Origin of the sequence: Leclercia sp. LSNIH8 (assembly GCF_002920195.1) — a bacterium.
GTDB lineage: Bacteria > Pseudomonadota > Gammaproteobacteria > Enterobacterales > Enterobacteriaceae > Enterobacter.
Map to the genome: position 1 here is coordinate 713,609 of NZ_PQJY01000001.1, position 25,470 is coordinate 739,078.

The window sequence follows — 25,470 nt, forward strand, 5'->3', positions numbered from 1 at the left end:
GACAACCAGGGCTTTATTTCCAGCTCTGGTTGTTTTATATTCCCGGACTGTTGCTTTATTAGACATAGTAGTCTTTGATTACTGAGGTTAAAAAAACGAAGCGGCAATAAGGACTTTCTTACGACAGGACGTTTCGGGAACGGGAGAGACAGATGCGAATTAAACCTGACGATAACTGGCGCTGGTATTTCTGCGAAGAGCACGATCGTATGATGCTCGATCTGGCCAATGGTATGTTGTTTCGTTCGCGTTTTGCCCGCCGGATGTTAACCCCGGACGCCTTTGCCGATACCGGTTTTTGCGTCGATGATGCCGCACTCTATTTCTCTTTTGAAGAGAAGTGCCGTGACCTGGAACTGTCGAAAGAGCAGCGTGCTGAACTGGTGCTCAATGCGCTGGTGGCGATCCGCTTCCTCAAACCCCAGATGCCAAAAAGCTGGCACTTTCTTGCCCACGGTGAACGCTGGACACCGACAATCGGCGACGCCGCCTGTGTCAGCCTGAGCGAAAATGGTGAGCAGGTGAATTTGCTGGTGGTGGAGCCGGGCGACAACGCTGCGCTCTGTTTACTGGCGCAGCCCGCGGTGACCATTGCCGGGCGCACCATGCAGTTGGGCGACCCGATTAAAGTGATGAATGACAGGCTGAAACCGCAACCGGTCAGCTTCAGCCTGGAACAGGCTGTTTAAGCCTCGAGCTGTAACGACGTTTTCGGCACACAGCTACAGCACAGGATTGTGCCGTCGCTGCCAAGGGCCGATTTCTTCAGCGCGCTCACTTCCCCCTCAACCAGCGTGATGCGACAGCATCCGCAAATCCCCGCACGGCAGGAGTAGGGCACGCGAATACCGGCCTGTTCAAGCTGCTCCAGTAACACCTGCTGATTGTTACCGCGAATGGTCTGTCCCTGCCACTGGATGGTCACCGCCGTTGCAGGCTGCACTTCCACGTCACTGGCCTCTTCTTCGGCGCTTGCGCCGTAGAGGCGGCCCGGGGCGGTCGAGAGGATCTCCACCTCGTCGCCCACGCGGATCACTCCGCTGGAGCGCGGGATCAGGTTCTGGCCGAAATCGACATCACCATTATCCTGCGCGGTGCGGAAAGATTGCAGGGTTTTTAGCGGTTCGCCAGCCGGGTGTTTCTGCCCCTTTTCCGGGCTGACGGTAGTAAAGATGCAGCGGCTACAGGGTTTCACCACATCAAAAATGACCTCGCCGATGCGGATCACTTTCCAGGTGTCCTCTTCCCAGGCGGCAGCGCCGGTCACCACCAGGTTCGGGCGGAACTGCTCCATCTGCACGCTGGCCGGGCAGCGCTGTTGCAGGTCGCGCAGCGAGGCTTCGTTAGTGAGCAGATACGGGAACCCGTCGGCAAAAGAGAGCGGCACCGCGGCAAACTTTGCCACGCGTCGCGTCAGCTCCGGCCCAACCCAGCGCAGCTGAACCGGGCGGGAAAAGAATTCGCTCAGCCAGCGGTTGATCGCATCCGGGGCGATACGGGCGGTAAAGTGATTGCCCCAGACTTCGGTGGGCGCATCCGCTGGCGCAAAATCGCTGAAACGGACGATACTACTGGAACCATCCGGCGCAGTCAGATGCAGACCATCCTGAACTGGCGCCGGGGTAAAGCGAACCATTTGCGGGAACTGGCGTGCGGTAATAAATGTGCCATCCAGCTCTGTGACCATAAAAATGCGATCAAAGGCAAAACCGCTGACATCGGCAAGGGCATGCGTGAGCCCAATACCCCGCATGGATTTAACCGGATGAATGAAAAGCCTGGATAACGTCGCCACGGCGCAGCCCTCAAATGAAAATAAGCCCTCAACTTTATGACATAGAGCCCAGATTGGCTATAATGCGCAGCAATTTTCTTAGAGTAAAAGTGACGATATGAATTCTCTGTTTGCCAGTACGGCCCGTGGGCTGGAAGAGCTGTTAAAAACTGAACTGGAAAACCTGGGCGCGCAAGAGTGCCAGGTGGTTCAGGGTGGTGTCCATTTTCAGGGCGACACGCGGCTTATTTACCAGAGCCTGATGTGGAGCCGCCTGGCCTCACGCATCATGTTGCCGATGAGAGAGTGCAAGGTTTATAGCGATCTCGATCTTTATATTGGCGTGCAGACTATCGACTGGACAGAGATTTTTGCCCCAGGCGCCACTTTTGCCGTGCACTTCAGCGGCCTGAACGATGAGATCCGTAACAGCCAGTACGGGGCGCTGAAGGTCAAAGATGCCATCGTCGACTGTTTCACTCGCAAAAATCTGGAGCGTCCGAACGTCGATCGTGAAAATCCGGATCTGCGCATCAACGTTCGCCTGAATAAAGAAGTCGCCAGCATTGCGCTGGACCTGTGTGGCGAAGGCCTGCACCAGCGCGGCTACCGCGATCGTGCCGGTATTGCGCCGATCAAAGAGAACCTGGCGGCCGCCATCGTGATGCGTTCCGGCTGGCTGCCGGGTACGCCGTTGCTCGATCCGATGTGTGGTTCCGGTACCCTGCTTATCGAAGCGGCGATGCTGGCAACCGACCGCGCGCCTGGCCTGCATCGCGGCGCGTGGGGCTTTAAGGGCTGGGCTCAGCACGACGAGGCCATCTGGCAGGAGGTCAAAGCCGAAGCCCAGACGCGCGCACGTGCCGGGCTGGCAGCCTATGAATCCCGTTTCTATGGTTCTGACAGCGACGCCCGCGTCATTGAACGCGCGCGCAGCAACGCCCGCCGCGCCGGGATCGGCGAGCTGATCGCCTTTGAGGTTAAAGATGTTTCCCAGCTCACCAATCCGCTGCCAAAAGGCCCGTACGGCACGGTGATCAGTAACCCGCCTTACGGCGAACGTCTGGACAGCGAGCCTGCGCTGATTGCCCTGCACAGCCTGCTGGGGCGCACCATGAAGGATCTGTTTGGCGGCTGGAACCTCTCTTTGTTCAGCGCCTCTCCTGAGCTGCTGAGCTGCCTGCAACTGCGCGCCGAGCGCCAGTTCAAGGCCAAAAACGGCCCGCTGGACTGCGTGCAGAAAAATTACCATCTGGCCGAGAAAGAGGCGGACAGCAAACCTGCCACCATCGCGGAAGATTACGCTAACCGCCTGCGCAAGAACCTGAAGAAATTTGAAAAATGGGCGAAGCAGGAAGGCATTGAATGCTATCGCCTGTATGACGCCGATCTGCCGGAATACAACGTGGCGGTCGATCGCTACGCCGACTGGGTGGTCGTGCAGGAGTATGCTCCGCCTAAAACCGTCGATCCGCAGAAAGCCCGTCAGCGTATGCTGGATATTATTGCCGCGACCATCAGCGTGCTGAATATCGCCCCGAACAAGCTGATCCTCAAAACCCGTGAGCGTCAGAAGGGTAAAAACCAGTATGAGAAGATGAACAGCAAGGGTGAGTTTATCGAAGTGGGCGAATATAACGCGCGCCTGTGGGTGAACCTCACCGATTACCTCGATACCGGGCTGTTCCTCGACCACCGCATTGCCCGCCGCATGCTGGGCCAGATGAGTAAAGGTAAAGACTTCCTGAACCTCTTCTCCTATACCGGCAGCGCCAGCGTACATGCCGGCCTGGGCGGTGCGCGTACCACTACCACCGTGGATATGTCCCGTACCTATCTGGAGTGGGCGGAGCGCAACCTGCGCCTTAACGGCCTGACCGGTCGCGCGCACCGCCTGCTGCAGGCTGACGTGCTGGGCTGGCTGCGAGAAACCGAAGAGCAGTTCGATCTGATCTTTATCGATCCGCCGACCTTCTCGAACTCCAAGCGCATGGAAGAGTCTTTCGATGTCCAGCGCGACCATATTACGCTGATGAAAGATCTAAAACGTATGCTGCGTAAAGGCGGCACGATCATGTTCTCGAACAACAAACGCGGTTTCCGCATGGATCATGAAGGGCTGGAAAAACTGGGGCTGAAAGCACAAGAGATCAGTCAAAAAACCTTGTCCCAGGATTTTGCCCGTAACCGTCAGATCCATAACTGCTGGCTGATTACCGCGGTCTGAAAGGAAAAGTAAATGTCATTAATTAGTATGCATGGAGCGTGGCTGTCGTTCAGCGACGCGCCGCTTCTCGATAATGCTGAGCTGCATATCGAAGATAACGAACGCGTCTGTCTGGTGGGGCGTAATGGTGCCGGAAAATCGACGCTAATGAAGATCCTCAACCGCGAGCAGGGGCTGGATGACGGGCGTATTATTTACGAACAGGATCTGGTCGTGGCGCGTCTACAACAGGACCCGCCGCGTAACGTGCAGGGTAGCGTCTATGATTTTGTTGCCGAAGGCATCGAAGAGCAGGCCGAATACCTGAAGCGCTACCACGAGATTTCGCATCTGGTGATGACCGACCCCAGCACCAAAAACCTGAATGAGATGGCGCGCCTGCAGGAGCTGCTGGATCATCATGGCCTGTGGCAGCTGGAAAATCGCATCAACGAAGTGCTGGCGCAGTTAGGTCTGGAAGCGGACATGCCGCTGGCCTCGCTTTCTGGCGGCTGGCTGCGTAAGGCGGCGCTGGGCCGGGCGCTGGTCAGCGGGCCGAAAGTGCTGCTGCTTGATGAGCCGACCAACCACCTGGATATCGAAACCATCGACTGGCTGGAAGGGTTCCTGAAAACCTTCAACGGCACCATTATCTTTATCTCTCATGACCGTTCGTTCATTCGCAATATGGCGACCCGTATTGTCGATCTCGATCGCGGCAAGCTGGTGACCTATCCGGGGGATTACGATACCTATCTGCTGGAAAAAGAGGAAAACCTGCGGGTAGAGGAGCTGCAAAACGCAGAGTTTGACCGCAAGCTGGCGCAGGAAGAGGTGTGGATCCGTCAGGGGATTAAAGCGCGTCGTACCCGTAACGAAGGCCGCGTCCGCGCCCTGAAAGCGATGCGCCGTGAGCGCAGCGAGCGCCGCGAGGTGATGGGCAGCGCGAAGATGCAGGTCGAAGAGGCGAGCCGTTCAGGCAAAATCGTCTTTGAGATGGAAAACGTCAACTACCAGGTCGACGGCAAGGTGCTGGTGAAGGACTTCTCCGCCCAGGTACAGCGCGGCGACAAAATCGCCCTTATCGGCCCGAACGGCTGCGGTAAGACTACGCTGCTGAAGCTGATGCTGGATCAACTTAAGGCCGACAGCGGCCGCATCCACTGCGGTACCAAGCTCGAAGTGGCGTACTTCGACCAGCACCGCGCGGAGCTGGATCCGGATAAAACGGTGATGGACAACCTCGCCGAAGGCAAGCAGGAAGTGATGGTAAACGGTAAGCCGCGCCACGTGCTGGGCTATCTGCAGGACTTCCTGTTCCATCCAAAACGGGCGATGACCCCGGTGCGTGCACTCTCTGGTGGGGAGCGTAACCGCCTGTTACTGGCGCGTCTGTTCCTGAAACCCAGCAACCTGCTTATTCTTGACGAACCGACCAACGATCTTGACGTTGAAACGCTGGAACTTCTGGAAGAACTGATTGATAGTTATCAGGGAACTGTGATGCTGGTCAGCCACGATCGCCAGTTCGTGGATAACACCGTTACCGAATGCTGGATCTTCGAAGGCCAGGGCCGAATTGGTCAGTATGTGGGCGGTTATCACGATGCCCGTGGGCAGCAGGCGCAATCGCAGGCGACAAAACAGTCAAAAGCGAAGGTGGAAGCGGAAGTTGCTGTTCCAAAAGCAGAAAATAGCAAACGCACCACGGCCAAATTAAGCTATAACCTTCAGCGCGAACTGGAAGGCTTGCCGCAGCGTCTGGAAGAGCTCGAAGCCAGTCTGGAAAGTTTGCAGGCTCAGGTGGCAGACGCGTCATTCTTCAGCCAGCCGCATGACTATACTCAAAAAGTTCTGGCCGATATGGCCCAGGCTGAGCAGGCGCTGGAAGAGGCATTTGAACGCTGGGAATATCTTGAGGCTCTGAAAAACGGCGCATAAGTTAAACATGGAGCCAGTATGTGTGAACATCACCATGCCGACCGGCATATTTTATGCTCACAGTGCGATATGCTCGTGGCGCTTCCCGTGCTCGAGCATGGCCACAAAGCGGCATGCCCGCGCTGCGGGACAACGCTGACAACAGAGTGGGACGCGCCGCGGCAGCGTCCTACTGCTTATGCCATTGCTGCGTTGTTTATGCTCTTTCTCTCCAATCTGTTCCCCTTTATTAATATGAAGGTGGGGGGCATCACCAGCGAAGTCCATTTGCTGGAGATACCCCGCGTGATGTTCTCAGAGAATTACGCCAGTCTGGGAACATTCTTTTTGCTTTTCGTCCAGATCGTACCGGCGTTTTGCCTGGTGGTTATCTTACTGCTCGTGAACCGGGCGCATATGCCCGGAGCACTGAAGATCAGGCTGGCGCGGATCCTGTTCCAGTTGAAAAGCTGGGGAATGGCGGAGATTTTCTTAGCCGGTATTCTGGTGAGCTTTGTTAAGCTGATGGCCTACGGTGATATCGGCATTGGCAGCAGCTTTATTCCCTGGTGCCTGTTCTGTATCCTGCAACTACGCGCGTTTCAGTGCGTGGATCGCCGTTGGGCATGGGACGATATCGCCCCTGCGCCCGCGTTGCCGCAAACGCTGCAACCCGGCGTGCCGGGAATCAATCAAAATTTGCGCTTATGCGCCTGCTGCACAGCGATCCTCCCTGCCGACCAGTATGTCTGCCCGCGTTGCGCAACCAAAGGGCATGTGCGGCGTAAAAACAGTCTTCAGTGGACCATGGCGCTGCTTATTACCTCCATGATCCTCTATCTCCCGGCCAATATTCTGCCGATTATGATTACCGACCTGCTGGGCGATAGAATGCCATCGACCATTATGGCCGGGGTTGTACTGCTATGGAGTGAAGGCTCCTATCCGGTTGCGCTGGTGATCTTTATCGCCAGTATTATGGTTCCCACGCTCAAAATGATTGCGATTGCCTGGCTCTGCTGGGATGCCAAAGGGCACGGCAAGCGTGACAGCGAGCGGATGCATTTGATTTATGAAGTCGTGGAGTTTGTCGGGCGCTGGTCAATGATTGACGTCTTTGTTATTGCCGTCCTCTCTGCGCTGGTGCGTATAGGCGGATTAATGAGTATCTATCCCGCCATCGGAGCGGTGATGTTTGCATTGGTCGTGATTATGACCATGTTTGCGGCCATGACTTTCGACCCTCGGTTATCCTGGGATCGTGAGTCAGCGTCGAGCCATGAGGATGAATAAAAGCATGGAAAAGAAAAGCGGAGAGGCGAAAGTGCAGAAGGTCAGAAACTGGTCGCCGGTGTGGATTTTTCCCATCGTGACTGCCCTGATCGGTGCCTGGATCCTGTTTTATCATTACAGCCATCAGGGTCCGGAAGTGACGTTAATCACCACCAACGCCGAGGGGATTGAGGGTGGTAAAACCACCATCAAAAGCCGCAGCGTGGATGTGGGGGTCATTGAAAGCGCCACCCTGACTGACGATCTGACACACGTAGAGATCAAAGCCCGCCTTAATGCTGGCATGGAGAAGCTGCTACACGGCGACTCGGTGTTCTGGGTGGTGAAACCGCAGGTAGGCCGTGAAGGCATCAGCGGTCTGGGCACGTTGTTATCCGGGGCATATATTGAACTGCAACCGGGCAAAAAGGGCGTCCAGCCAGCGGAATATCAACTGCTGGACTCACCGCCGCTGGCGCCACCGGATGCGAAGGGGATCCGCGTTATCCTCGACAGTAAAAAAGCGGGCCAGCTGAGTCCGGGCGATCCGGTATTGTTCCGCGGTTATCGCGTAGGTTCCGTTGAAACCAGCACGTTTGACACCCAAAAACGCACCATCAATTATCAGCTGTTTATCAATGCGCCTAACGATCGCCTGGTGACCGGCAACGTACGCTTCTGGAAAGACAGCGGTATCGCCGTGGACTTAACCTCAGCCGGTATGCGCGTCGAAATGGGTTCACTCTCTACGCTCTTCGGCGGTGGCGTCAGCTTTGACGTGCCAGAAGGGCTGGATCAGGGCCAGCCGGTGGCGCAGCACACGGCGTTCAAGCTCTATGACGACCAGAGAAGCATTCAGGATTCGCTCTATACCGACCATATCGACTACCTGATGTTCTTCAAAGATTCTGTCCGCGGCCTGCAGCCGGGTGCGCCGGTTGAATTCCGGGGTATCCGTCTCGGAACCGTCGGTAAGGTGCCGTTCTTTGCGCCGGGTATGCGCCAGGTGCTGGATGATGACTACCGTATTCCGGTGCTGATCCGCATCGAGCCGGAGCGTCTGATCAATCAGGTTGGCGATACGCCGGACATTGCTCAGCATATCGACGGGCTAATGAAGCGCGGCCTGCGCGGCTCGCTCAAAACCGGTAATCTGGTGACCGGGGCGCTGTATGTGGATATGGACTTCTTCCCGAAAGAGCCGCCGTTAAAAGAGATCCGCGAGTTTGGGGGCTATAAAATTATCCCGACCGTCAGCGGTGGCCTGGCGCAGATCCAACAGCGTCTGATGGAAACGCTGGATAAGATCAACAACCTGCCGCTTAATCCGATGATTCAGCAGGCTACCAACACACTTAGTGAAAGCCAGGCGACGATGCGCCGACTGCAGGCCACGCTGGATAATCTGAACAAGCTGACCGCCAGCCAGTCGATGCAGCAGCTGCCGCAGGACATGCAGAAGACGCTGCGTGAACTGAACCGCAGTATGCAGGGCTTCCAGCCGGGCTCCGCGGCATATAACAAGATGGTGGCGGATATGCAGCGCCTCGATCAGGTTCTGCGTGAGCTCCAGCCGGTACTGAAAACGCTGAATACGAAGAGTAATGCGCTGGTATTCGAAGCAAAAGACAAAAAGGACCCTGAGCCGAAGGGGGCTAAATAATGAAAAAATGGCTAATCATCACCGCAGTGGCGCTTCTGACCGCCTGTAGCTCATCAGAGAACAAGAGCTATTATCAGCTGCCGCTGGCAGCGCAGGCGGGCGGGCAAACGACGGCCAGCCAGGGGAATCGCCTGCTGTGGGTAGAGCAGGTGGCGGTGCCGGATTACCTCGCCGGTAATGGCGTGGTTTATCAGACCAGCGATGTGCAGTATGTCATCGCTAATAACAACCTGTGGGCCAGCCCGCTGGATCAGCAGCTGCGCAACACGCTGGTCGCCAACCTTGGCAGCCAACTGCCGGGATGGGTGGTAGCCTCGCAGCCGCTGGGTAGCGACCAGGATACGCTCAACGTCAACGTGACCAACTTCCACGGGCGCTATGATGGCAGGGTGATCGTCAGCGGGGAGTGGCTGCTGAACCATCAGGGTCAGCTGATCAAACGACCTTTCCATCTGGAGCTGATCCAGCGAAAAGATGGTTACGATGAGATGGTAAAAGTGCTGGCTCAGGGCTGGGCGCAGGAGTCTGCCAGCATTGCGAGAGAGATCTCCCGACTGCCATAAGTAAAATTCATCGCACGGGGCCGCACTTAGCTTGATGCTAATTGCGGCTTTTTTTTCGTTTGTCCCTCAGGCGGTTACTTTTGCCGCGTCACAATTTTTGTACAAATGAACTTTTGTGTAGCTCACATTTATGACACTGGCGTGAATTTTGCGCATTGACGCTCGGCGGTAATCAGGGTATTCGTTATCTGTGATTGCACATTTTGTAATCACTGTTTTCTTTTCCACCAGATCAAATAATGAGGGAAACGAGGCATGAAGAGACAGAAACGAGATCGCCTTGAAAGGGCTCATCAACGTGGTTATCAGGCTGGCATCGCCGGACGTTCAAAAGAAATGTGTCCCTATCAGACCTTGAATCAGAGGTCACAATGGTTAGGGGGCTGGCGAGAAGCCATCGGAGACAGGGCAGTACTTGCTTGATAACGTCTCTTTAAAAAAGAAACCTCCGCACTGCGGAGGTTTCGCCTTTATATGCTCTGGTAAAAGCAACAATCAGAATGCGGAGGTGTCCTGGAACAGACCCACTTTCAGGTCGTTCGCGGTATAGATCAGACGACCGTCGACCAGCACTTCGCCATCCGCCAGGCCCATAATCAGGCGACGGTTAACAATGCGTTTGAAGTGAATACGGTAGGTAACTTTTTTGGCGGTCGGCAGAACCTGACCAGTGAATTTCACTTCACCCACGCCCAGCGCGCGGCCTTTACCTTCGCCACCCAGCCAGCCGAGGTAGAAGCCAACCAGCTGCCACATTGCGTCCAGACCCAGGCAGCCTGGCATCACCGGATCGCCAATAAAGTGGCAACCAAAGAACCACAGGTCCGGGTTGATATCGAGCTCTGCTTCTACGTAACCCTTATCGAAGTTGCCGCCGGTTTCCGTCATCTTCACGACACGGTCCATCATCAGCATGTTCGGGGCCGGTAACTGCGGGCCTTTCGCGCCAAACAGTTCACCGCGACCAGAGGCAAGAAGATCTTCTTTTGTATAGGATTCGCGTTTATCTACCATGTTCTCAGTATGCCTTATTTTAGTGAAGGACGCAGGATAGCTAACACGTGTACGCTGAACAAGTCCGATCAGTTTGGCGTGAACCAGTTCAACCAGCGTAACGGCCAGGGATAACGGTGGCGCGCTTCCTGTTGCGTTGCCTGCGCAATACGTTCCTGGATAGTCTGCATCAACGTGGTTTGCCCCTCGGCGTCCCACTCCAGGTTTGTCAGTAAGGGTAGCGCATCTGTAATGTCTTCGATGGCCCAGAGGCTGAATTGTTCCTCTTCTACCGCCTTCAGCAGTTCCTGACTGAGGCTGAGATGACGCACGTTCGGCAGAGGAATGATCACACCCTGTTTACCGCTCAGCCCACGCTGCTGGCAGACGGTAAAGAAGCCCTCGATCTTCTCATTCAGTCCGCCGACCGGCTGCGCGCGACCAAACTGGTCCACGGAACCGGTAATGGCAATGCTCTGATTCACCGGCACATCGGCCAGGGCGCTGATGAGGGCACACAGCTCTGCCATTGAGGCACTGTCGCCGTCCACTTCGCTGTAGGATTGTTCGAAGGTCAGCGAGGCGGTGAAGGGGATCTGCTGCTCGAGCTGCAGTTCCGACATCAGGAAGGCCTGCATGATCATCATGCCCTTGGCGTGAATATTCCCGCCCAGCTCGGCTTTGCGTTCGACATCGATAAACTCACCGTCGCCGATGTGCACGACGCAGCTGATACGCGACGGCTCGCCAAAGGCGCGCGGGTGGCCAGGGAATTCAATTACCGACAGGGCGTTGATCTGCCCGACGCGTTCGCCTTCGGTTTCAACCAGGATCTGCTCAAGCAAGATCTCATCCTGCATGCGATCGGCAAGATAGCCTTCACGCCATTCGCGCTGCACCAGCATCTGGAAGAGCTGTTCGCCGGTGACCGTATCGTCTTCGGTCATGGCTGCGGCTTCACGCAGTTGTTTGCCAAGCCAGAGAGGACAAAGCGGCAGTGTCTCCTGATCGCCGGTATAGCGGACCGCTTCGCGGATCAGCACCGGCCAGGCATCGGCAGATGGTGTTGGCAGCTGCGCACGCTGGCAGACGGCGTAAACCCACTGCAGCCATTGCTGCATATCTTCGGCATCCGCAATCTGGCTGCTCTCTTCAAATTCGCTGTAGACCACCTGGTCGGCCAGTTCGGGTTCCATCTCCTGGAAATCCGCCAGCGCTTCGCGATCGCCGATGAGCACCACTTTCAGGGTGAGCGGCATAGAGGGCACAGCGACAGGAAGAGGGCGCGACTCGTCGTAGGCCACCCAGTCGAAGCGCTGCTGGCTAACGCTGTTTTTCAGGCGCATCCACAGAAGCGGCTGGGCAAGCAGCGTGCGCAGAGAGATAACCAGCACGCCGCCGTTTGCCTGATGGACCAGACCGGGGTGCAGGGTAAGTTCACCGTTAAACTGGCGCAGACAGCCGAACAGCTGCTCTGCTTCTGTCCAGCCCGCCTGGACGATGTTGCCGGTGACTGCAAAACGGCCATCGGGTACGGTGGCGGGTTCAAAGGTAACGGTATGCCCATCGATGCGGTACTCACCACCAAAGACCGTTCCGGCTTCTGGCTGCAGCTGCCGCATGGCATCTGCCAGAAGATTCAGATACTCCGCTTCGTCTGGCGCTTTCAACAACATGAATGGCGAGGTGGCCCATGGGCTTAACACCTGCTCCAGCGCGTAATGCAAACGGGGCTGAGTGTCGCTGAGGATGTATTCGTCTTCTTTCGCGAGATCTGGCTGTGCAAACAGTTCCTGATAACTGTCGGTATCCGGAACAAGGTCACGCCATGCAAGTTTCGTAATGGTCAAAGTTGATGTTTTTTAGTCAGAAGTAAAACGATGGAGTATACCGTAAGGCGCAGGCTCTGCACATGAGGGAATGGGGGTTTCCGGGCAGGAATGCGTCACCGCGTGTCACAGGATATGATTTCTTTTCAGCAGATTGCTAAAAAACTGATATTCTGAACACAGTTACACGGTCACACTGAGATCGCAATGAAATATCAACAACTGGAAAATCTCGAAAGCGGCTGGAAATGGAAGTATCTGGTCAAAAAACACCGTGAAGGGGAGTTGATCACCTGCTACCTCGAAGCCAGTGCCGCAAAAGAAGCTGTAGATTTATTGCTGACCCTCGAAAATGAACCCATTCTGGTCAATGGCTGGATTGAAAAGCATATTAATCCCGCCTTACTGAACCGAATGAAGCAGACTATCCGTGCGCGGCGCAAACGGCACTTTAATGCTGAGCACCAGCACACCCGTAAAAAGTCGATCGATCTGGAGTTTATGGTCTGGCAGCGTCTGGCCGGGCTTGCCCAGCGACGGGGGAAAACCTTGTCAGAAACCATCGTGCAGCTGATTGAAGATGCGGAACATAAAGAGAAGTACGCCAGTCAGATGTCGACCCTGAAAACCGATCTTCAGGCGCTGCTGGCCGGTAAAAAGTAGCGTTTTACTTTTCTTCAGGCAATAAAAAACCCCGCACCATGGCGGGGTTTTTTGTCAGACGATAACTTATGCCGCTGGCTGAGTTACAACGTCTTTGATGCCTTTAACTTCAATCTCTACGCGACGATCTGGAGCCAGGCAGTCGATCAGTGCAGCGCGAGCTTTCACGTTGTCACAGGTAGAACCGGTAACTGGGTTAGATTCGCCCATACCACGTGGGGAGATCTTGTTAGCCGGGATACCTTTAGAGATCAGGTAGTCAACAACGGACTGAGCACGTTTCTCAGACAGACCCTGGTTGTAAGCGTCAGAACCGATACGGTCGGTGAAGCCCAGAACCACTACGGAACCATCTTTAGGATCCAGGTTGCTCAGCTGGGTGTACAGCTGATCCAGTGCCTGCTGACCTTCTGGTTTCAGGGTTGCTTTGTTGAAGTTGAACAGAACGTCAGACTTCAGAGTGAAGTGCTTGGTCTGTACTTCTGGAGCCGGTGCTGGAGCTGGAGCAACGATTGGCGCTGCTTCTTCCTGCTGGCCGAAACGGTAGGAAACACCCACGCTCAGCATGCCGTTGTCTGGACGAACACCAACGGTGTTGCCGTCGCCGATGTTGTTAACCCACTGGTATTCCAGACGGGTAGCAACGTCACGGGTCATAGCCCACTCAACGCCACCAGCGAATACTGGGGATACGCCGGTGTCATGGTCGTCGCCAGCGATGCTGTTGCTGGAGTCTGCACGCCATACCATGCCGCCCAGACGGGTGTAGATGTCTACAGCGTCATTTACTGGGTAGCCCAGTTTAGCAGTCAGCTGAACGCCCTGAGCTTTGAATGCGCCGTTAATTCGATCGCCTTTGTAAGGCATACGGCCCAGCCAGTCGTAACCCATTTCGAAGCCAACGTACGGGTTAACCTGATAACCACCGAACGCGCCTGCGCCCAGCTGGCTTTCATGAGTTGGACCGTCGTTGTTCAGAGCGTCGTTATACCAGCCAGTGTCATGGAACTGAGACCAGCCCAGTTTAGCACCAGCGTACCAGGTATTATCTTTCGGAGCGGCCTGCGCTACGGTAGCGAAACCAGCCAGTGCCACTGCAATCGCGATAGCTGTCTTTTTCATTTTTTGCGCCTCGTTATCATCCAAAAATCGCCATGAGAATCTCAATGAGAGTCACGGTTAAATCCTTCACCGGGGGGCGGGGACAAAGAGTAAACCTACCGATATCTTCGGCTTAGGCCGAGCACCCCTGGCGATGTAAAGTCTACAACGTACCTGAAAACTTACAAGTGTGAACTCTGTCAGGCATATGAAAAAAAAAGTTTTGTATACACAATATTTAACATTTATTGCGCAATTTAAGGCGTGCTAAAATGAAGAAAGCCGCGGCAGACAAGACTTTTCGCGGCTTTTATATAGAGAACCAACGGCGTACAGAGGGCGCAAAAAAAATTCCAGGAATACTCTTATTTTTACTTAATGATACAAATTGGAGTGAATTTTTAGCCCAGAAAGGTGTCCGTTGCCCAGAGCATTCATTCGAATGGGACGCATTATGAAGCCGAGCGCATTACCTTCTTCGGCGGCTTCAGCCAGACGATGTTGTTCCGTTTCCGTCAACTCGTGCGTAAACCAGCCGATCACGACGCTGTAATTCCCGGTACGCAACGCCCTCACCATTGAATCTACAGTATGGCATGGATCCATCTGACTTATCTGCATCACTTTTGTGAGCGGCAAGCCGGCGGACTGCACCCACTCCCGGCTCAATTTCTGCTGCGGCGTAAGCCACAACTGCCAGCGAGACTGCTGACCAAGCTGCTGTAACAGGGGCAGCAATAACAGCTGCGTCATCATGGGCTGGTCTTCACGGTAGAGCACTTCACTAATCAGCCCGGTGGAAACAGGCGCAGTGGAATTCAGCGCGCTTTTACCTGCGGTTGAAGAGAAAGTAGTTGAACGGTTTGCATAGCCTGAAGAGTACATAATCAATCCAGCCCTGTAGTTACTGTATGGATATACAGTAACCCCTGTGCGACTAAAGATCAACCTCATTTTCGGAAAGCTCCTCGCAAATTTGGTTTGTAATTCAGTCGTATTGAAAAATCATCTTGCCGTTCGATTATAAGTCACCTATTTTTTGGCTAACGGATCCGTTAACAAACGAACTCACCATTACTCCATGATTTAAAAGGGAAATATCATGAAAAAGTTATCGTATGAACGGATCTATCAATCAGCAGAATACCTGTCTCCTCTCGGCGAGGTGCACTATCGCGCCCTGTTTGGCGGTTACACTCTGGCGGTAGATGACACGGTATTTGCCATGGTGTCGGAAGGGGAGTTATACCTGCGGGCCTGTGAGGAGAGCGCACCTTACTGTGTAAAACATGCCTCGACTTTCCTGTCGCTGGTAAAGCGGGGGCGGCCTGTATTGTTGAACTATTATCGCGTTGATGAAGGACTCTGGCAGGATCGCGAAAAGCTTCTGCAGCTCTCCTCGTTTGCGCTGGAAGCGGCGCGGCGGGAGCGCAGCGCACGCTATAAGCGCGAAAGGCTGAAAGATTTACCCAATCTCACCTTTCAACTGGAGATCCTGCTTTATGAAGCGGGCATCACCACCGAAGAGGCATTACGCGCGCTGGGGGCGGAACAGTCCTGGCTGAAGATCAAAGCGCTGAACAAGCACCTCAGTTATAAGGTGCTGTTTGCACTGGAAGGGGCAATTACCGGGCTGCACGTCGCTGCACTCCCGGAAGTCAGACGCCAGGAGCTTGTGGAGTGGTACAAAAAGCTGCCGGTAGAGACTCCCCTTACTCCGGCAGCTGATTAACGTGCTGCTGTAGGCGACAAATTTCTGGCAGCAACGCGATGAGCAGACCAATTTGCTGCAGAACCAGAGGCGCTTTGCTCTCGGCTCCCGGCTCAATATGTGAAATGCGTTGCGCCAGTTCGCTTAATGCCTGCTGAACACGAGGCTCATCCGCCGGACGTTGATGAAGTGCATCATCAACGTAGCAGACCGCATCGTCGAGCAATCCCAGGATTGCGGGGCTGGTGAGCCGCTCGCGGTGCGCGCCCAACGCGGCGATATAGCTGGTAAAAGTATGGTTCAGGCACAGCAAACGGAATGCGACTTCACGGGTTTCTGCGGTTGCCCGCGGCTCCGTGGACATATTCGACACCACAGACGCCAGCTCCGCGTCGCGGTTATAGGCGTCACGCCGGGCGATACGGTACGCCAGACGGTTATCGCGCCCCTGATGATACTGCTCAAGAATGGCATCAAGATAACGGCAGTTGGCGTTCATCGCCTGATCCAGCACCCGTGGCAGATTACGGAACCGCCAGTCCGGCCAGATGAAACTCACCGCAGCCCAGGCAATGGCGCAGCCAATTAACGTATCAACGACGCGCGGCAGGGCCACCTCAAAACCTTCCCCGAGCAGGTTGAAGCAGAGCAGCACCAGCAGAGTGATAAACATGGTGGCGTGGGCATATTGCACATTACGAAACGCAAAAAACAGCACGCCGGTGATCACAATTAAGATCAGCTGGCCTTCCAGCGAAGGAACAAAGTAAAGGATAGGTAACCCGACAGCGACCCCAACCAGGGTGCCGAGAATACGCAGCGCCAGTCGATGGCGGGTGGCGTTGTAGTTGGGCTGACAGACAAAGAGGCTGGTGAGCAAAATCCAGTAGCCGTGATTAAGCCCGGTTATCTGTATAAAAGCATAACCAATACAGAGCACCAGCGACATCCTCACCGCATGGCGAAACAGCGCCGATTCCGGGGAAAAATGACGACTTAAACGCAGCCAGATATCGCTAAACCCATGCAGGCTGTCATCCGCAAGCTGGTTATTCACATCATTACCGGGTGTTGCCAGCGCCTGCTCAGATTCGATGGTGGCGAGCTGGGCATCAATGGCGCGTAAGTTATTTAACAGAAAACCCAGCGCTTTCATCTGCTCAGCAGAGGTGCCGCTGGCCTGAACGCGGTCGAGCGCCGCATCCAGGTGGGTAAATGCGCGTTCAAATCGCGGATCGTGTTGATAAGGGGTGCGCAGCAGAATGGAGCGCGACAGTTGCTGGCAGGCTTGCGACTGCATCGACAACAGGCGCTGGAAGCGGAACATCACGTCGCTGTAGCGAAACTTTTCGCGCAGTTCGGCGTACTGAATGTGCGATGAGCTGGCGCGCTCGTGGATATCCTGCGCCACAAAGTAATAGTGTAGGGTTCGGCGGGTGCCGCGCTGACCACGATCGCCGCGTAAACGGGTGAGTAACGATGCTTTGGTCTGGTTTAGCGTAGTCACCAGTTGCCCGTTCGCCAGGGCCAGATCGTACAGCGGTGCCTGGCCGTCATCTTCGATATCTGGATCGAAGAGCCGGGACTTTAATTCCAGATAGTGGGCCAGCTGCTCGTAGCTGCGGGCAAGATTATCCTGTAACGGGCGAATGGGGAAAATAAGATGCCCGGCGAGCGTCAGCAGGTTATACCAGACCGCGCCCAGCAACAGCAGCACCGGCTGTTGATACCACTGGTCATACAGCGACACCCCCAGCATGGTATAGATGGCAATAAGCAGCGCGCCAAAGGCGATGGTGGCGTAGCGCTGGCCCAGCCCACCCAACAGGATAAAAACGCTGGTGGAGAGCGTCAGCCCAATCGCGAAAAACCACGGCCACGGGAAGAGCAGCTCAACTGATGCAGAGGCGATAAAAAAGCAGATCAGGGTGATGACCAGATTGCGCAGCCGACCGGTAAGGCGATCGTCCAGGTCGGCCAGCGCGCCGGCAACCACCCCCAGCGTCAGCGGGATGGTCAGCTTTACTTCTCCCAGCCACCAGGGCAGGGCGGTACTGCCACACAGGGCAATAAAGATCCGGGCATTGTAGAGCCAGGCGCTGTTCAGGGTGTAGCGGCGAAGCAGGGGGCTTAGCATGTGCGCGCGAGGTCCTTGTTACGGAAAACGGCGGCGGGCGTTGGCTTCCCGCGCGGCGCGAGCCACTTCCACCGGCACAACCCGGCGTCCGACCGGCCAGAGGGCGATGGCGGCAATTTTGAAATTGGCAATCCCGACGGGGATACCAATCAGGGTCAGGCACTGGGCGATCCCCGCCGCAATATGCATTACACACAGCCACCAGCCGAAAAAGATCAGCCACAGAATATTGAGCAGCGTTCCGCCGGTGTTCATCAGCGTACTTTTACTGTCAGGCTCCAGTTCATCCACGTGAACCGCTTCGTTACCGTAAGGCACCAGCGAGAGTTTGGTGATTTCCCAGCAGGAGCGCGTCAGCGGCAGGGTGAAGATCAGCACCACGCTGACCAGCGTCGCCAGCAGCCAGGAGAGGGTAGTGACAAAACCACCCAGCACAAAATTCAAAATATTCAGAACGGTACGCATAAAACCTCAATTCTTACCGGAATGGTGAAGCCCTGATGATTGTAACGTTTTTTTGCGCTGGAGCACCTGAAAACTGGCAGTTAAACTGTTATGCAATTATTCACGTCGTGGATCAGGCTGGACATGGAACTGAAAGCAACATCGTTAGGCAAGCGCCTGGCACAACATCCGTACGACAAAGTCGTTCTGCTCAACGCCGGGGTCAAGGTCTCAGGCGAACGTCATGAATATCTCATCCCTTTCAATCAGCTTTTGGCCATTCACTGCAAGCGCGGCCTGGTCTGGGGGGAGCTGGAGTTTGTTCTGCCCGATGAAAAAGTGGTCCGCCTGCATGGCACCGAGTGGGCGGAAACCCAGCGTTTTCACCGGCATCTGAACACGCTCTGGCAGCAGTGGAGTGCTGAAATGAGTGAGGTGGCGGCGCAGGTCCTGCAAAACGCGCTGAATGACATTGCCGCAACAAATGAGCAAAACAGCTGGCTGACGCGGGAAAAAACGCTCGGTCTGCAGCAAAAAATTCGCCAGGCGTTACAGGCCTTGCCGTTGTCCGTCTCACGGCTCGACGAGTTTGATAACTGCCGGGAAGCCTGGCGTCAGTGTCAGGCCTGGCTGAAGGACATTGACCAGAGCAGGCTGGCGCACAATCAGGCGTGGACCGACGCCATGCTCAGCCAGTATGCGGACTTTTTTGCCGGTATAGAGTCTTCCCCCCTCAATCCGGCCCAGGCTCGGGCGGTGGTCAACGGCGAGTCGTCGCTGCTGGTGCTGGCCGGTGCCGGTAGCGGCAAAACCTCGGTGCTGGTGGCCCGGGCAGGCTGGCTGCTGACCCGCAATGAAGCCTCTGCCGATCAGATTTTACTCCTGGCCTTTGGCCGTAAGGCGGCCCAGGAGATGGATGAGCGGATCGAGGCGCGGCTGCATACCCGCGACATTACCGCCCGGACTTTCCACGCCCTGGCCCTGCACATCATTCAGCAGGGGAGTAAAAAAGTGCCCGTGGTCAGCGAGCTTGAAAACGACACCGCGGCGCGGCAGAAGCTATTTATCGATGCCTGGCAGCAGCAGTGCAGCGAGAAAAAAGCGCAGGCCAAAGGCTGGCGCCAGTGGCTGGAAGAGGAGCTGAACTGGGACGTGCCGGAGGGCAGTTTCTGGCAAAACGAGAAGCTGGCGCGCCGACTGGCACCCCGGCTCGATCGCTGGGTGAGCCTGATGCGCATGCACGGCGGCGCTCAGGCAGAGATGATTGCCGGCGCCCCTGAAGAGGTGCGGGCGCTGTTTTCAAAGCGGGTGAAGTTAATGGCACCGCTGCTAAAAGCGTGGAAAGCTGCCCTGAAGGCAGAAAACGCCGTCGATTTTTCCGGCCTGATTCATCAGGCGATCGTTATTCTGGAGAAAGGCCGTTTTATCAGCCCCTGGAAACACATTCTGGTTGATGAGTTTCAGGACATCTCCCCTCAGCGTGCGGCACTACTGGCGGCGCTACGGGCACAGAACAAGCACACCACCCTGTTCGCCGTGGGGGATGACTGGCAGGCGATCTATCGCTTCAGTGGCGCGCAGCTGTCGCTGACAACCGCGTTTCACCATTACTTTGGCGAAGGCGATCGCTGCGATCTGGATACCACCTACCGCTTCAATAACCGGATCGGTGAGATCGCCAACCGCTTTATCCAGCAGAACCCGCATCAGCTGGCAAAACCGCTGAACAGCCTGTCGGCAGGGGACAAAAAAGCGGTCACGCTGCTGGGAGACGATCAGCTTGATGCCCTGCTGGATAAGCTCAGCGGTTACGCCAGACCGGAGGAGCGCATTCTGGTGCTGGCGCGCTATCACCATCTCAAGCCTGCCAGCCTGGAGAAAGCCGCGACCCGCTGGCCAAAATTGCAGCTGGATTTTATGACCATCCACGCCAGCAAGGGGCAGCAGGCGGACTATGTAATCGTCGTGGGGTTACAGGAGGGGAGCGACGGTTTCCCGGCACCTGCGCGTGAATCGGTCATGGAGCAGGCTCTGCTGCCTGCGACGGAAGACTTTCCCGATGCCGAAGAGCGGCGATTGTTATATGTGGCGATGACCCGCGCCCGCCATCGGGTCTGGCTGCTGTTTAATAAACAGCAGCCGTCACGTTTTGTTGAGATATTGAAAAATATAGACGTGCCGGTAGTGCGTAAACCGTAGGCCGGGTAAGGCGAAGCCGCCACCCGGCAGGACACATTTACTTCAGACGTTCAGCCAGATAGCGCTGATAATCCGGGATCAGAATCTCCACCGGCGAGTTGAACTGCGGGGATTCGATAATAAAGTCCGCCGTCGACAGGTTAGTGGCGACCGGAATATTCCACACCGTTGCCAGACGCAGCAGGGCTTTTACGTCCGGATCGTGCGGTACCGCATTGAGCGGGTCCCAGAAGAAGATCAGCACATCAATCTTTCCTTCCGAAATCTGGGCGCCCACCTGCTGATCGCCCCCCATAGGGCCGCTCAACATGGCATTCACCTCCAGCCCGGTCTCACGATGGATCAGGTTGCCGGTTGTTCCGGTGGCCGAAAGCTGATGTTGTCCCAGCAGGGATTTATGACGCTGAACCCAGTTGAGCAGCATCTGTTTGCAGTGATCGTGCGCGACAAGGGCGATATGTTTGCGTTCCGGCAGTGTGCGGGTTGTGAGTTCCATAGTCTCTATCCGTTAGTTAACTGGCTACAGATTACTGGAAGCACCTGACGCTGCAAGAGAAAGGGATAAAAAATGCGGCTCAGGACGAGGGTTGTTGCTTCGCCCATTGCAGGAAACGGCTTCGGGTCTCGGGATCGGCCTGGGCAAACCAGTATTTCAGGCGCTGCTCCGTCATGCTCTGGGATTGCGGTGGCGGCATATCCAGTTCAGACACGCCGGATAAGAGCGTGCTGTCATCGGCCATGGTGGTAGAAAACTGCGGTATCGAGGCGCTCTGCCCGGCTTTGTTATAGCGCTCGGTGTCGTACTCGTAATTGACGCCGTTCGGCGTATTGGTGATCGCCAGAATATCCAGCTTGACCGGAATCGGGGTCGCGTCGCCATCCAGCAACTCGATTTGCGGTGATTTATCATAAAGTTGTGACTCTTTTTCTGTTTCCAGCCGCGGAAGGCTAAAATTAACCTGACTGATCCGCTGGGTGTTAAAGCTGGCGACCAGAGGAGGGGAGATATAGATGCGCTCCTCGTGATTGCCAAGGCGAATGGTTTTTTCTACCCGGAAGACAATCTGATGCGGACCGTTGTCCAACTCTATGCTATCGGCGCCGCGCAGCAGGGAACTGGAGACTTTTTTGCCATCAAGTACCAGCAGGTCGATGTCTGTAGAGAGCCGCAGCGTTGTGGCGAAAACGCAAACCGGCATGAGCAGCGCAAACAGACTCCAGGCAATGCCGGTTTTCATAGAGAGCCCTCTTAAAAGACATGCGTCTTGAATAATGTATCAAAATTTTTCGTTAATCATATTTACTAACATATAGACAGGGTACGGCAATTTGCCCTCATACAGACGTATGGGATGAGAAGTTGCTTAACGGCGTTGATACCCGGTTTGAATGAGCCAGGAGGAGATAAATGAAAGAGAACACCATAGCTGACATCCTTACCACCACCCGAACCATTGCGTTGGTAGGGGCGAGTGATAAGCCCGATCGCCCGAGTTATCGGGTGATGAAATATCTGCTCGACCAGGGCTATCACGTGATCCCGGTATCACCAAAAGTGGCAGGTAAAACATTGCTGGGCCAGCAGGGGTACGGCACCCTGGCGGAAGTACCGGAAAAAATCGACATGGTGGATGTGTTCCGCAACTCTGAAGCGGCCTGGGGGGTGGCGCAAGAAGCCATTGCAGTCGGGGCGAAAACGTTGTGGTTACAGCTCGGGGTGATTAACGAACAGGCGGCGGTGCTGGCACGGGACGCAGGCCTGAATGTGGTGATGGATCGCTGCCCGGCGATTGAGATCCCACGCCTCGGGATGGCGAAGTAATAAAAAACCCGGTCAGCCGTGGGCTACCGGGTTTTCATTAGTTACGCAGGCGCGGGGCCTGCAACTGTTTGCGGATCGTTTGCGCCAGTTCATCCATCGATGGCTGTTCAGGATGTTCATCCTGCTGTTCGCTACTTAACTGGGCTTCGGCAAGATAGGTATGCACGGCCTGGCCATCATCATCTTCCATAACCACGTGGTACCAGGGCGCGGCGCGGAGTTCTGCATTCACCGCCAGCTCATCCGCTGACGGTTCGTCGAGGGAATATTCCGGGTCGATATCCACGACCACGCCCAGATAACCTAACAGGGAATGGCGGACCTGCTGGCCGATACCGAATTTGCTGGCATTCATAGTCACCTCCCGGGAAACGTTACTTACACTATAGGTGTGGGCAACATTCCACTTTTCAAGTTACATGATGCGACAGGCAAATCCTTTCAGATACAGCCCTTCCGGATAGGTAGCGATCACCGGATGATCGGCCGCCTGACGGAACTGCTCTATAAATTGTACATCACGACCAGCATCTACAGCGGCATCCGCGATAATTTTCTGGAATAATTCGGTGGTCATCAGGCCGGAACAGGAGAAGGTCAGCAGCACGCCGCCCGGGTTAAGCAGCTGGATGGCGAGCATATTAATGTCTTTATACCCACGGCAGGCGCCCATCAGCTGGTTTTTATTTTCGACGAACTTCGGCGGATCCATCACGATCACGTCAAACGTCTCGCCCTGGTCGCGATATTTGCGCAGCAGCTTAAAGACATCATCGCGAACAAATTCGGCTTTGCTCAGATCCAGCTTGTTAAGCTCAACGTTCTGCTTCGCCACGTCCAGCGCTTCCTGGGACGTATCGACGCTCACCACCTGAGCACAACCGCCCATCAGCGCCGACACCGCAAAACCGCCGGTATAGGAGAAGCAGTTCAGCACGCGCTTGTCGGCAACGTACTGGCGTGTTGCCAGACGGCTGTCGCGCTGATCGAGGTAGTAACCGGTTTTGTGGCCGCCCTGAATATCCACCAGCAGTTTCATGCCGTGCTCTTCGATAGGCAGCAGGGCAGGGGGCAGTTCGCCCGTTACCGGACCCTGAGTCAGTTCCATGCCCTCTTTTTTACGCACCGCGACGTCGCTGCGATCGTAAATGGCACACTCAGGGAACAGTGTCTGCAGCGCGCTGATTAACGCCGCCCGCTGATACTCTGCCCCCGCGCTTAGCAGTTGCAGCACCAGGAAATTGCCAAAACGGTCGATGGTCACGCCTGGCAGACCGTCGGATTCACCGGCGATCAGGCGGTAGCTGTCCAGCCCGTCGCGTTTTGCCAGCCAGTCGCGCCACTGCTGCGCCTGCTGCAGGCGACGGACGAAGAAATCGATATCGATGGATTCCTCTTTATCAAATGTCCAGACGCGCGCCCGGATCTGGGACGCAGGCGAGTATGCGCCGCGCGCTAACCATTTACCCTGGTGGTCAACGATATCGATGGTTTCACCGAGGCTGGCTTTGCCTTCCATACGGGCAACTGCACCGGAGAAGACCCAGGGATGACGGCGCAGCAATGATTTCTCGCGCCCTTTGGCTAACACTAAACGTACACTCATAATTTTCTGTTCTGTCGATTCCAGGGAAATGGCGCGTAGAGTAGCACAGATGGTCAGTGGCAATCATCTGCGGACACTATTGAGCGTTTCGGCACATTTTAAAATCGCTCAGGCACATTATGAATTTGTCGTGAGCTTTAGAGTGAGGTTTCCGGTTCAGCAAAAGGAAACCACAATGAAAAAGCACATTGCTATCGCCGCCATGACGCTGGCGACAATCAGTTTTACTGCGTCTGCGGCATTGCCGTTTAGTCTCAGCAGTCAGGATATCGCCGACGGCCACCCCTTAACGCAACAGCAGGTTTTTACTGGCTTTGGCTGCAAGGGAGGGAATGCCTCGCCACAGTTGGCCTGGCAGCATCCCCCAGCGGGCACAAAAAGTTTTGCCATCACGGCCTACGATCCTGCCGCCCCCACAGGCAGCGGCTGGTGGCACTGGACCCTGGTCAATCTTCCCGCTCACACGCTGAGCCTGCCCGCTGGCGCCGGAAAAACGAACAGCGATAAATTACCCGCAGGGGCGGTGCAGGGGCGGAATGATTTCGGGTATGCTGGCTTTGGTGGGGCGTGTCCGCCGGAAGGGGATAAACCGCACCCCTATCAGTTCACCGTCTGGGCGCTGAACGTGGATAAACTGCCCATCGACAGTAATGCCAGCGGCGCGCTGGTCGGCTTCATGCTCAACAGCCACGTACTGGCGAAAGCGCAATTAACCGCAACATACGCACGATAAAAGGTGGTCCGGTGCAGGATTTTCATTTTCAACATAATCATCTGACAGCGGCTGAGGTCAATGCCAGCAAGATGCATCGCCTGCACCACGTAAAGCTTTTTTACCCGGCCATTTGCCACATTACACATGGCAGCAAGGTGATTATTCAGGAGGAGCGGCGCTTGGTGGCCACGCCGGATGAGCTAATCATTATTCCGGCGAACACCCCAATGGAGATCATTAACCAGCCCGCGCAGGAGCTGTTTCATTCCGATCTGCTGCTGTTATCCCCCGACATTATCGCCGAGTTTAAAACGCGCTACCTGCAATCCTGGCCGCGCGCCAGAACGGACTCGTTGTGTGCTCCGCTCAGCGAAGGGCTGGCCTTTATGTGGGGCAATCTGCTGCATGCGGTGCGGCACGGTTTGCCGGAAGAGCTGCAAAAGCATCAGGCCTTCGGGCTCCTGCTGGCGCTGCTGCATGATGGGGTGGCCGGGCCGCTGCTTATCGAGAGAAATATCAATCTTACTGAGCAGGTGCGGCATTTCATCATGGTGTCGCCCGGTAAGGCATGGACCGCGCAGGAGATCGCCAGCCGTCTGGCCGTAAGCGTACCCACCTTGCGCCGACGCTTACGGGAAGAGTCGCAAAGTTTTCGCCAGATTGTGGAGGAGGTACGCATGGCGGTAGCGCTCTCGCAGCTACAGTCGACCCGCCTGCCCATCGGCGAGATCGCCATGCAGTGCGGGTACCTGTCCAGCTCGCGTTTTACGGCCCGTTTCCGCCAGCATTACGGCTGTTTACCCAAAACGCTACGCTAAACCTGGAGCCATAATTTGCTATTCTTTGGATTCA

Annotated in this window: 24 protein-coding genes; 13 read left to right on the top strand and 11 right to left on the bottom strand. The window is 55.6% G+C overall.

What is annotated here, in order from left to right; translation table 11 throughout:
• The first annotated feature begins 152 nt into the window (after nt 1–152).
• Complete coding sequence (gene zapC, locus C3406_RS03460) at nt 153–689, top strand: cell division protein ZapC (protein ID WP_103823355.1); 537 nt, start codon at nt 153–155, stop codon at nt 687–689.
• Here the strand turns inward: zapC and C3406_RS03465 are convergent.
• Nucleotides 686–1,795 carry a YcbX family protein gene (locus tag C3406_RS03465; protein ID WP_103823354.1) on the bottom strand — a complete coding sequence of 370 codons (1,110 nt, stop codon included), beginning with the start codon at nt 1,793–1,795 and terminating at the stop codon, nt 686–688. The genes zapC and C3406_RS03465 overlap by 4 nt on opposite strands.
• Before the next feature lie 97 nt (nt 1,796–1,892).
• Here C3406_RS03465 and rlmKL point away from each other — a divergent pair, with 97 nt between their 5' ends.
• The 6 genes from rlmKL (at nt 1,893) to rmf (ending at nt 9,821) form a co-directional block, all read left to right on the top strand.
• Entirely contained in the window at nt 1,893–4,001 is a 2,109-nt protein-coding gene (gene rlmKL, locus C3406_RS03470) for a bifunctional 23S rRNA (guanine(2069)-N(7))-methyltransferase RlmK/23S rRNA (guanine(2445)-N(2))-methyltransferase RlmL (protein WP_103823353.1), read from the top strand.
• A 12-nt stretch (nt 4,002–4,013) separates the two neighbouring features.
• Nucleotides 4,014–5,921: an ABC transporter ATP-binding protein gene (locus C3406_RS03475; RefSeq protein WP_103178951.1), complete on the top strand. Its 1,908-nt coding sequence runs from the start codon at nt 4,014–4,016 to the stop codon at nt 5,919–5,921.
• 18 nt (nt 5,922–5,939) lie between these two features.
• On the top strand, nt 5,940–7,193 hold the full coding sequence (gene pqiA / locus C3406_RS03480) for a membrane integrity-associated transporter subunit PqiA (RefSeq protein ID WP_103823352.1): 1,254 nt from the start codon (nt 5,940–5,942) through the stop codon (nt 7,191–7,193).
• 4 nt (nt 7,194–7,197) lie between these two features.
• A complete protein-coding gene (pqiB, locus tag C3406_RS03485) occupies nt 7,198–8,835 on the top strand; it encodes an intermembrane transport protein PqiB (protein ID WP_103823607.1) in 1,638 nt (545 codons plus the stop codon).
• Nucleotides 8,835–9,398, top strand: a complete 564-nt coding sequence (pqiC, locus tag C3406_RS03490; RefSeq protein WP_103823351.1) for a membrane integrity-associated transporter subunit PqiC — start codon at nt 8,835–8,837, stop codon at nt 9,396–9,398. The genes pqiB and pqiC overlap by 1 nt, the downstream gene beginning before the upstream one ends.
• Before the next feature lie 255 nt (nt 9,399–9,653).
• On the top strand, nt 9,654–9,821 hold the full coding sequence (gene rmf, locus C3406_RS03500; protein ID WP_010429337.1) for a ribosome modulation factor: 168 nt from the start codon (nt 9,654–9,656) through the stop codon (nt 9,819–9,821).
• A 72-nt stretch (nt 9,822–9,893) separates the two neighbouring features.
• On the opposite strand, the gene fabA is transcribed toward rmf, so the two are convergent.
• Complete coding sequence (gene fabA, locus C3406_RS03505; protein WP_000227926.1) at nt 9,894–10,412, bottom strand: bifunctional 3-hydroxydecanoyl-ACP dehydratase/trans-2-decenoyl-ACP isomerase; 519 nt, start codon at nt 10,410–10,412, stop codon at nt 9,894–9,896.
• Between the two features lie 68 nt (nt 10,413–10,480).
• Nucleotides 10,481–12,241: an AAA family ATPase gene (locus C3406_RS03510; protein WP_103823349.1), complete on the bottom strand. Its 1,761-nt coding sequence runs from the start codon at nt 12,239–12,241 to the stop codon at nt 10,481–10,483.
• A gap of 186 nt (nt 12,242–12,427) precedes the next feature.
• Between C3406_RS03510 and matP the strand changes: the two genes are divergently transcribed.
• Entirely contained in the window at nt 12,428–12,883 is a 456-nt protein-coding gene (matP, locus tag C3406_RS03515; protein ID WP_103178956.1) for a macrodomain Ter protein MatP, read from the top strand.
• Between the two features lie 66 nt (nt 12,884–12,949).
• On the opposite strand, the gene ompA is transcribed toward matP, so the two are convergent.
• Nucleotides 12,950–14,005: a porin OmpA gene (gene ompA / locus C3406_RS03520; RefSeq protein WP_103823606.1), complete on the bottom strand. Its 1,056-nt coding sequence runs from the start codon at nt 14,003–14,005 to the stop codon at nt 12,950–12,952.
• A 354-nt stretch (nt 14,006–14,359) separates the two neighbouring features.
• Nucleotides 14,360–14,869 carry an SOS-induced cell division inhibitor SulA gene (gene sulA / locus C3406_RS03525; RefSeq protein WP_103178957.1) on the bottom strand — a complete coding sequence of 170 codons (510 nt, stop codon included), beginning with the start codon at nt 14,867–14,869 and terminating at the stop codon, nt 14,360–14,362.
• 217 nt (nt 14,870–15,086) lie between these two features.
• Between sulA and C3406_RS03530 the strand changes: the two genes are divergently transcribed.
• Entirely contained in the window at nt 15,087–15,716 is a 630-nt protein-coding gene (locus tag C3406_RS03530; protein WP_103823348.1) for a TfoX/Sxy family DNA transformation protein, read from the top strand.
• Here C3406_RS03530 and yccS read toward each other — a convergent pair.
• Together yccS and C3406_RS03540 are read right to left on the bottom strand one after the other, a co-directional pair.
• A complete protein-coding gene (yccS, locus tag C3406_RS03535) occupies nt 15,697–17,832 on the bottom strand; it encodes a YccS family putative transporter (RefSeq protein ID WP_103823347.1) in 2,136 nt (711 codons plus the stop codon). The genes C3406_RS03530 and yccS overlap by 20 nt on opposite strands.
• 18 nt (nt 17,833–17,850) lie before the next feature.
• Nucleotides 17,851–18,297 carry a YccF domain-containing protein gene (locus C3406_RS03540; RefSeq protein WP_103178960.1) on the bottom strand — a complete coding sequence of 149 codons (447 nt, stop codon included), beginning with the start codon at nt 18,295–18,297 and terminating at the stop codon, nt 17,851–17,853.
• A 123-nt stretch (nt 18,298–18,420) separates the two neighbouring features.
• Here C3406_RS03540 and helD point away from each other — a divergent pair, with 123 nt between their 5' ends.
• Nucleotides 18,421–20,475 carry a DNA helicase IV gene (helD, locus tag C3406_RS03545; RefSeq protein WP_103826474.1) on the top strand — a complete coding sequence of 685 codons (2,055 nt, stop codon included), beginning with the start codon at nt 18,421–18,423 and terminating at the stop codon, nt 20,473–20,475.
• A 37-nt stretch (nt 20,476–20,512) separates the two neighbouring features.
• On the opposite strand, the gene mgsA is transcribed toward helD, so the two are convergent.
• The gene (gene mgsA, locus C3406_RS03550) at nt 20,513–20,971 is read right to left on the bottom strand and encodes a methylglyoxal synthase (protein WP_103823345.1); all 459 of its coding nucleotides are present in this window, start codon (nt 20,969–20,971) and stop codon (nt 20,513–20,515) included.
• 79 nt (nt 20,972–21,050) lie between these two features.
• Nucleotides 21,051–21,713 (bottom strand): curli synthesis inhibitor, encoded by a 663-nt coding sequence (gene csgI / locus C3406_RS03555; protein ID WP_103823344.1) that lies wholly within the window; start codon nt 21,711–21,713, stop codon nt 21,051–21,053.
• 170 nt (nt 21,714–21,883) lie between these two features.
• Here csgI and C3406_RS03560 point away from each other — a divergent pair, with 170 nt between their 5' ends.
• A complete protein-coding gene (locus C3406_RS03560) occupies nt 21,884–22,297 on the top strand; it encodes a CoA-binding protein (RefSeq protein WP_103823343.1) in 414 nt (137 codons plus the stop codon).
• 37 nt (nt 22,298–22,334) lie between these two features.
• Here the strand turns inward: C3406_RS03560 and hspQ are convergent, their stop codons facing one another.
• Entirely contained in the window at nt 22,335–22,652 is a 318-nt protein-coding gene (gene hspQ, locus C3406_RS03565; protein WP_103823342.1) for a heat shock protein HspQ, read from the bottom strand.
• A 60-nt stretch (nt 22,653–22,712) separates the two neighbouring features.
• Entirely contained in the window at nt 22,713–23,903 is a 1,191-nt protein-coding gene (gene rlmI / locus C3406_RS03570) for a 23S rRNA (cytosine(1962)-C(5))-methyltransferase RlmI (RefSeq protein ID WP_103823341.1), read from the bottom strand.
• 175 nt (nt 23,904–24,078) lie between these two features.
• Here rlmI and C3406_RS03575 point away from each other — a divergent pair, with 175 nt between their 5' ends.
• Entirely contained in the window at nt 24,079–24,636 is a 558-nt protein-coding gene (locus C3406_RS03575; RefSeq protein ID WP_103823340.1) for a kinase inhibitor, read from the top strand.
• Between the two features lie 71 nt (nt 24,637–24,707).
• Nucleotides 24,708–25,436: a helix-turn-helix transcriptional regulator gene (locus C3406_RS03580; RefSeq protein ID WP_476629926.1), complete on the top strand. Its 729-nt coding sequence runs from the start codon at nt 24,708–24,710 to the stop codon at nt 25,434–25,436.
• The last annotated feature ends 34 nt before the right edge of the window (nt 25,437–25,470 follow it).

Excerpts from the sequence above, each read along its gene's own strand:
- yccS (WP_103823347.1), bottom strand. The coding sequence starts at position 17,832 with ATGCTAAGCCCCCTGCTTCGCCGCTACACCCTGAACAGCGCCTGGCTC.
- rlmI (WP_103823341.1), bottom strand. The coding sequence starts at position 23,903 with ATGAGTGTACGTTTAGTGTTAGCCAAAGGGCGCGAGAAATCATTGCTG.
- C3406_RS03530 (WP_103823348.1), top strand. The coding sequence starts at position 15,087 with ATGAAAAAGTTATCGTATGAACGGATCTATCAATCAGCAGAATACCTG.
- mgsA (WP_103823345.1), bottom strand. The coding sequence starts at position 20,971 with ATGGAACTCACAACCCGCACACTGCCGGAACGCAAACATATCGCCCTT.
- matP (WP_103178956.1), top strand. The coding sequence starts at position 12,428 with ATGAAATATCAACAACTGGAAAATCTCGAAAGCGGCTGGAAATGGAAG.
- sulA (WP_103178957.1), bottom strand. The coding sequence starts at position 14,869 with ATGTACTCTTCAGGCTATGCAAACCGTTCAACTACTTTCTCTTCAACC.
- csgI (WP_103823344.1), bottom strand. The coding sequence starts at position 21,713 with ATGAAAACCGGCATTGCCTGGAGTCTGTTTGCGCTGCTCATGCCGGTT.
- helD (WP_103826474.1), top strand. The coding sequence starts at position 18,421 with ATGGAACTGAAAGCAACATCGTTAGGCAAGCGCCTGGCACAACATCCG.
- C3406_RS03560 (WP_103823343.1), top strand. The coding sequence starts at position 21,884 with ATGAAAGAGAACACCATAGCTGACATCCTTACCACCACCCGAACCATT.
- pqiA (WP_103823352.1), top strand. The coding sequence starts at position 5,940 with ATGTGTGAACATCACCATGCCGACCGGCATATTTTATGCTCACAGTGC.
- C3406_RS03540 (WP_103178960.1), bottom strand. The coding sequence starts at position 18,297 with ATGCGTACCGTTCTGAATATTTTGAATTTTGTGCTGGGTGGTTTTGTC.
- rmf (WP_010429337.1), top strand. The coding sequence starts at position 9,654 with ATGAAGAGACAGAAACGAGATCGCCTTGAAAGGGCTCATCAACGTGGT.
- C3406_RS03575 (WP_103823340.1), top strand. The coding sequence starts at position 24,079 with ATGAAAAAGCACATTGCTATCGCCGCCATGACGCTGGCGACAATCAGT.
- hspQ (WP_103823342.1), bottom strand. The coding sequence starts at position 22,652 with ATGAATGCCAGCAAATTCGGTATCGGCCAGCAGGTCCGCCATTCCCTG.
- C3406_RS03580 (WP_476629926.1), top strand. The coding sequence starts at position 24,708 with ATGCATCGCCTGCACCACGTAAAGCTTTTTTACCCGGCCATTTGCCAC.
- pqiC (WP_103823351.1), top strand. The coding sequence starts at position 8,835 with ATGAAAAAATGGCTAATCATCACCGCAGTGGCGCTTCTGACCGCCTGT.
- C3406_RS03475 (WP_103178951.1), top strand. The coding sequence starts at position 4,014 with ATGTCATTAATTAGTATGCATGGAGCGTGGCTGTCGTTCAGCGACGCG.
- fabA (WP_000227926.1), bottom strand. The coding sequence starts at position 10,412 with ATGGTAGATAAACGCGAATCCTATACAAAAGAAGATCTTCTTGCCTCT.
- zapC (WP_103823355.1), top strand. The coding sequence starts at position 153 with ATGCGAATTAAACCTGACGATAACTGGCGCTGGTATTTCTGCGAAGAG.
- ompA (WP_103823606.1), bottom strand. The coding sequence starts at position 14,005 with ATGAAAAAGACAGCTATCGCGATTGCAGTGGCACTGGCTGGTTTCGCT.
- rlmKL (WP_103823353.1), top strand. The coding sequence starts at position 1,893 with ATGAATTCTCTGTTTGCCAGTACGGCCCGTGGGCTGGAAGAGCTGTTA.
- pqiB (WP_103823607.1), top strand. The coding sequence starts at position 7,198 with ATGGAAAAGAAAAGCGGAGAGGCGAAAGTGCAGAAGGTCAGAAACTGG.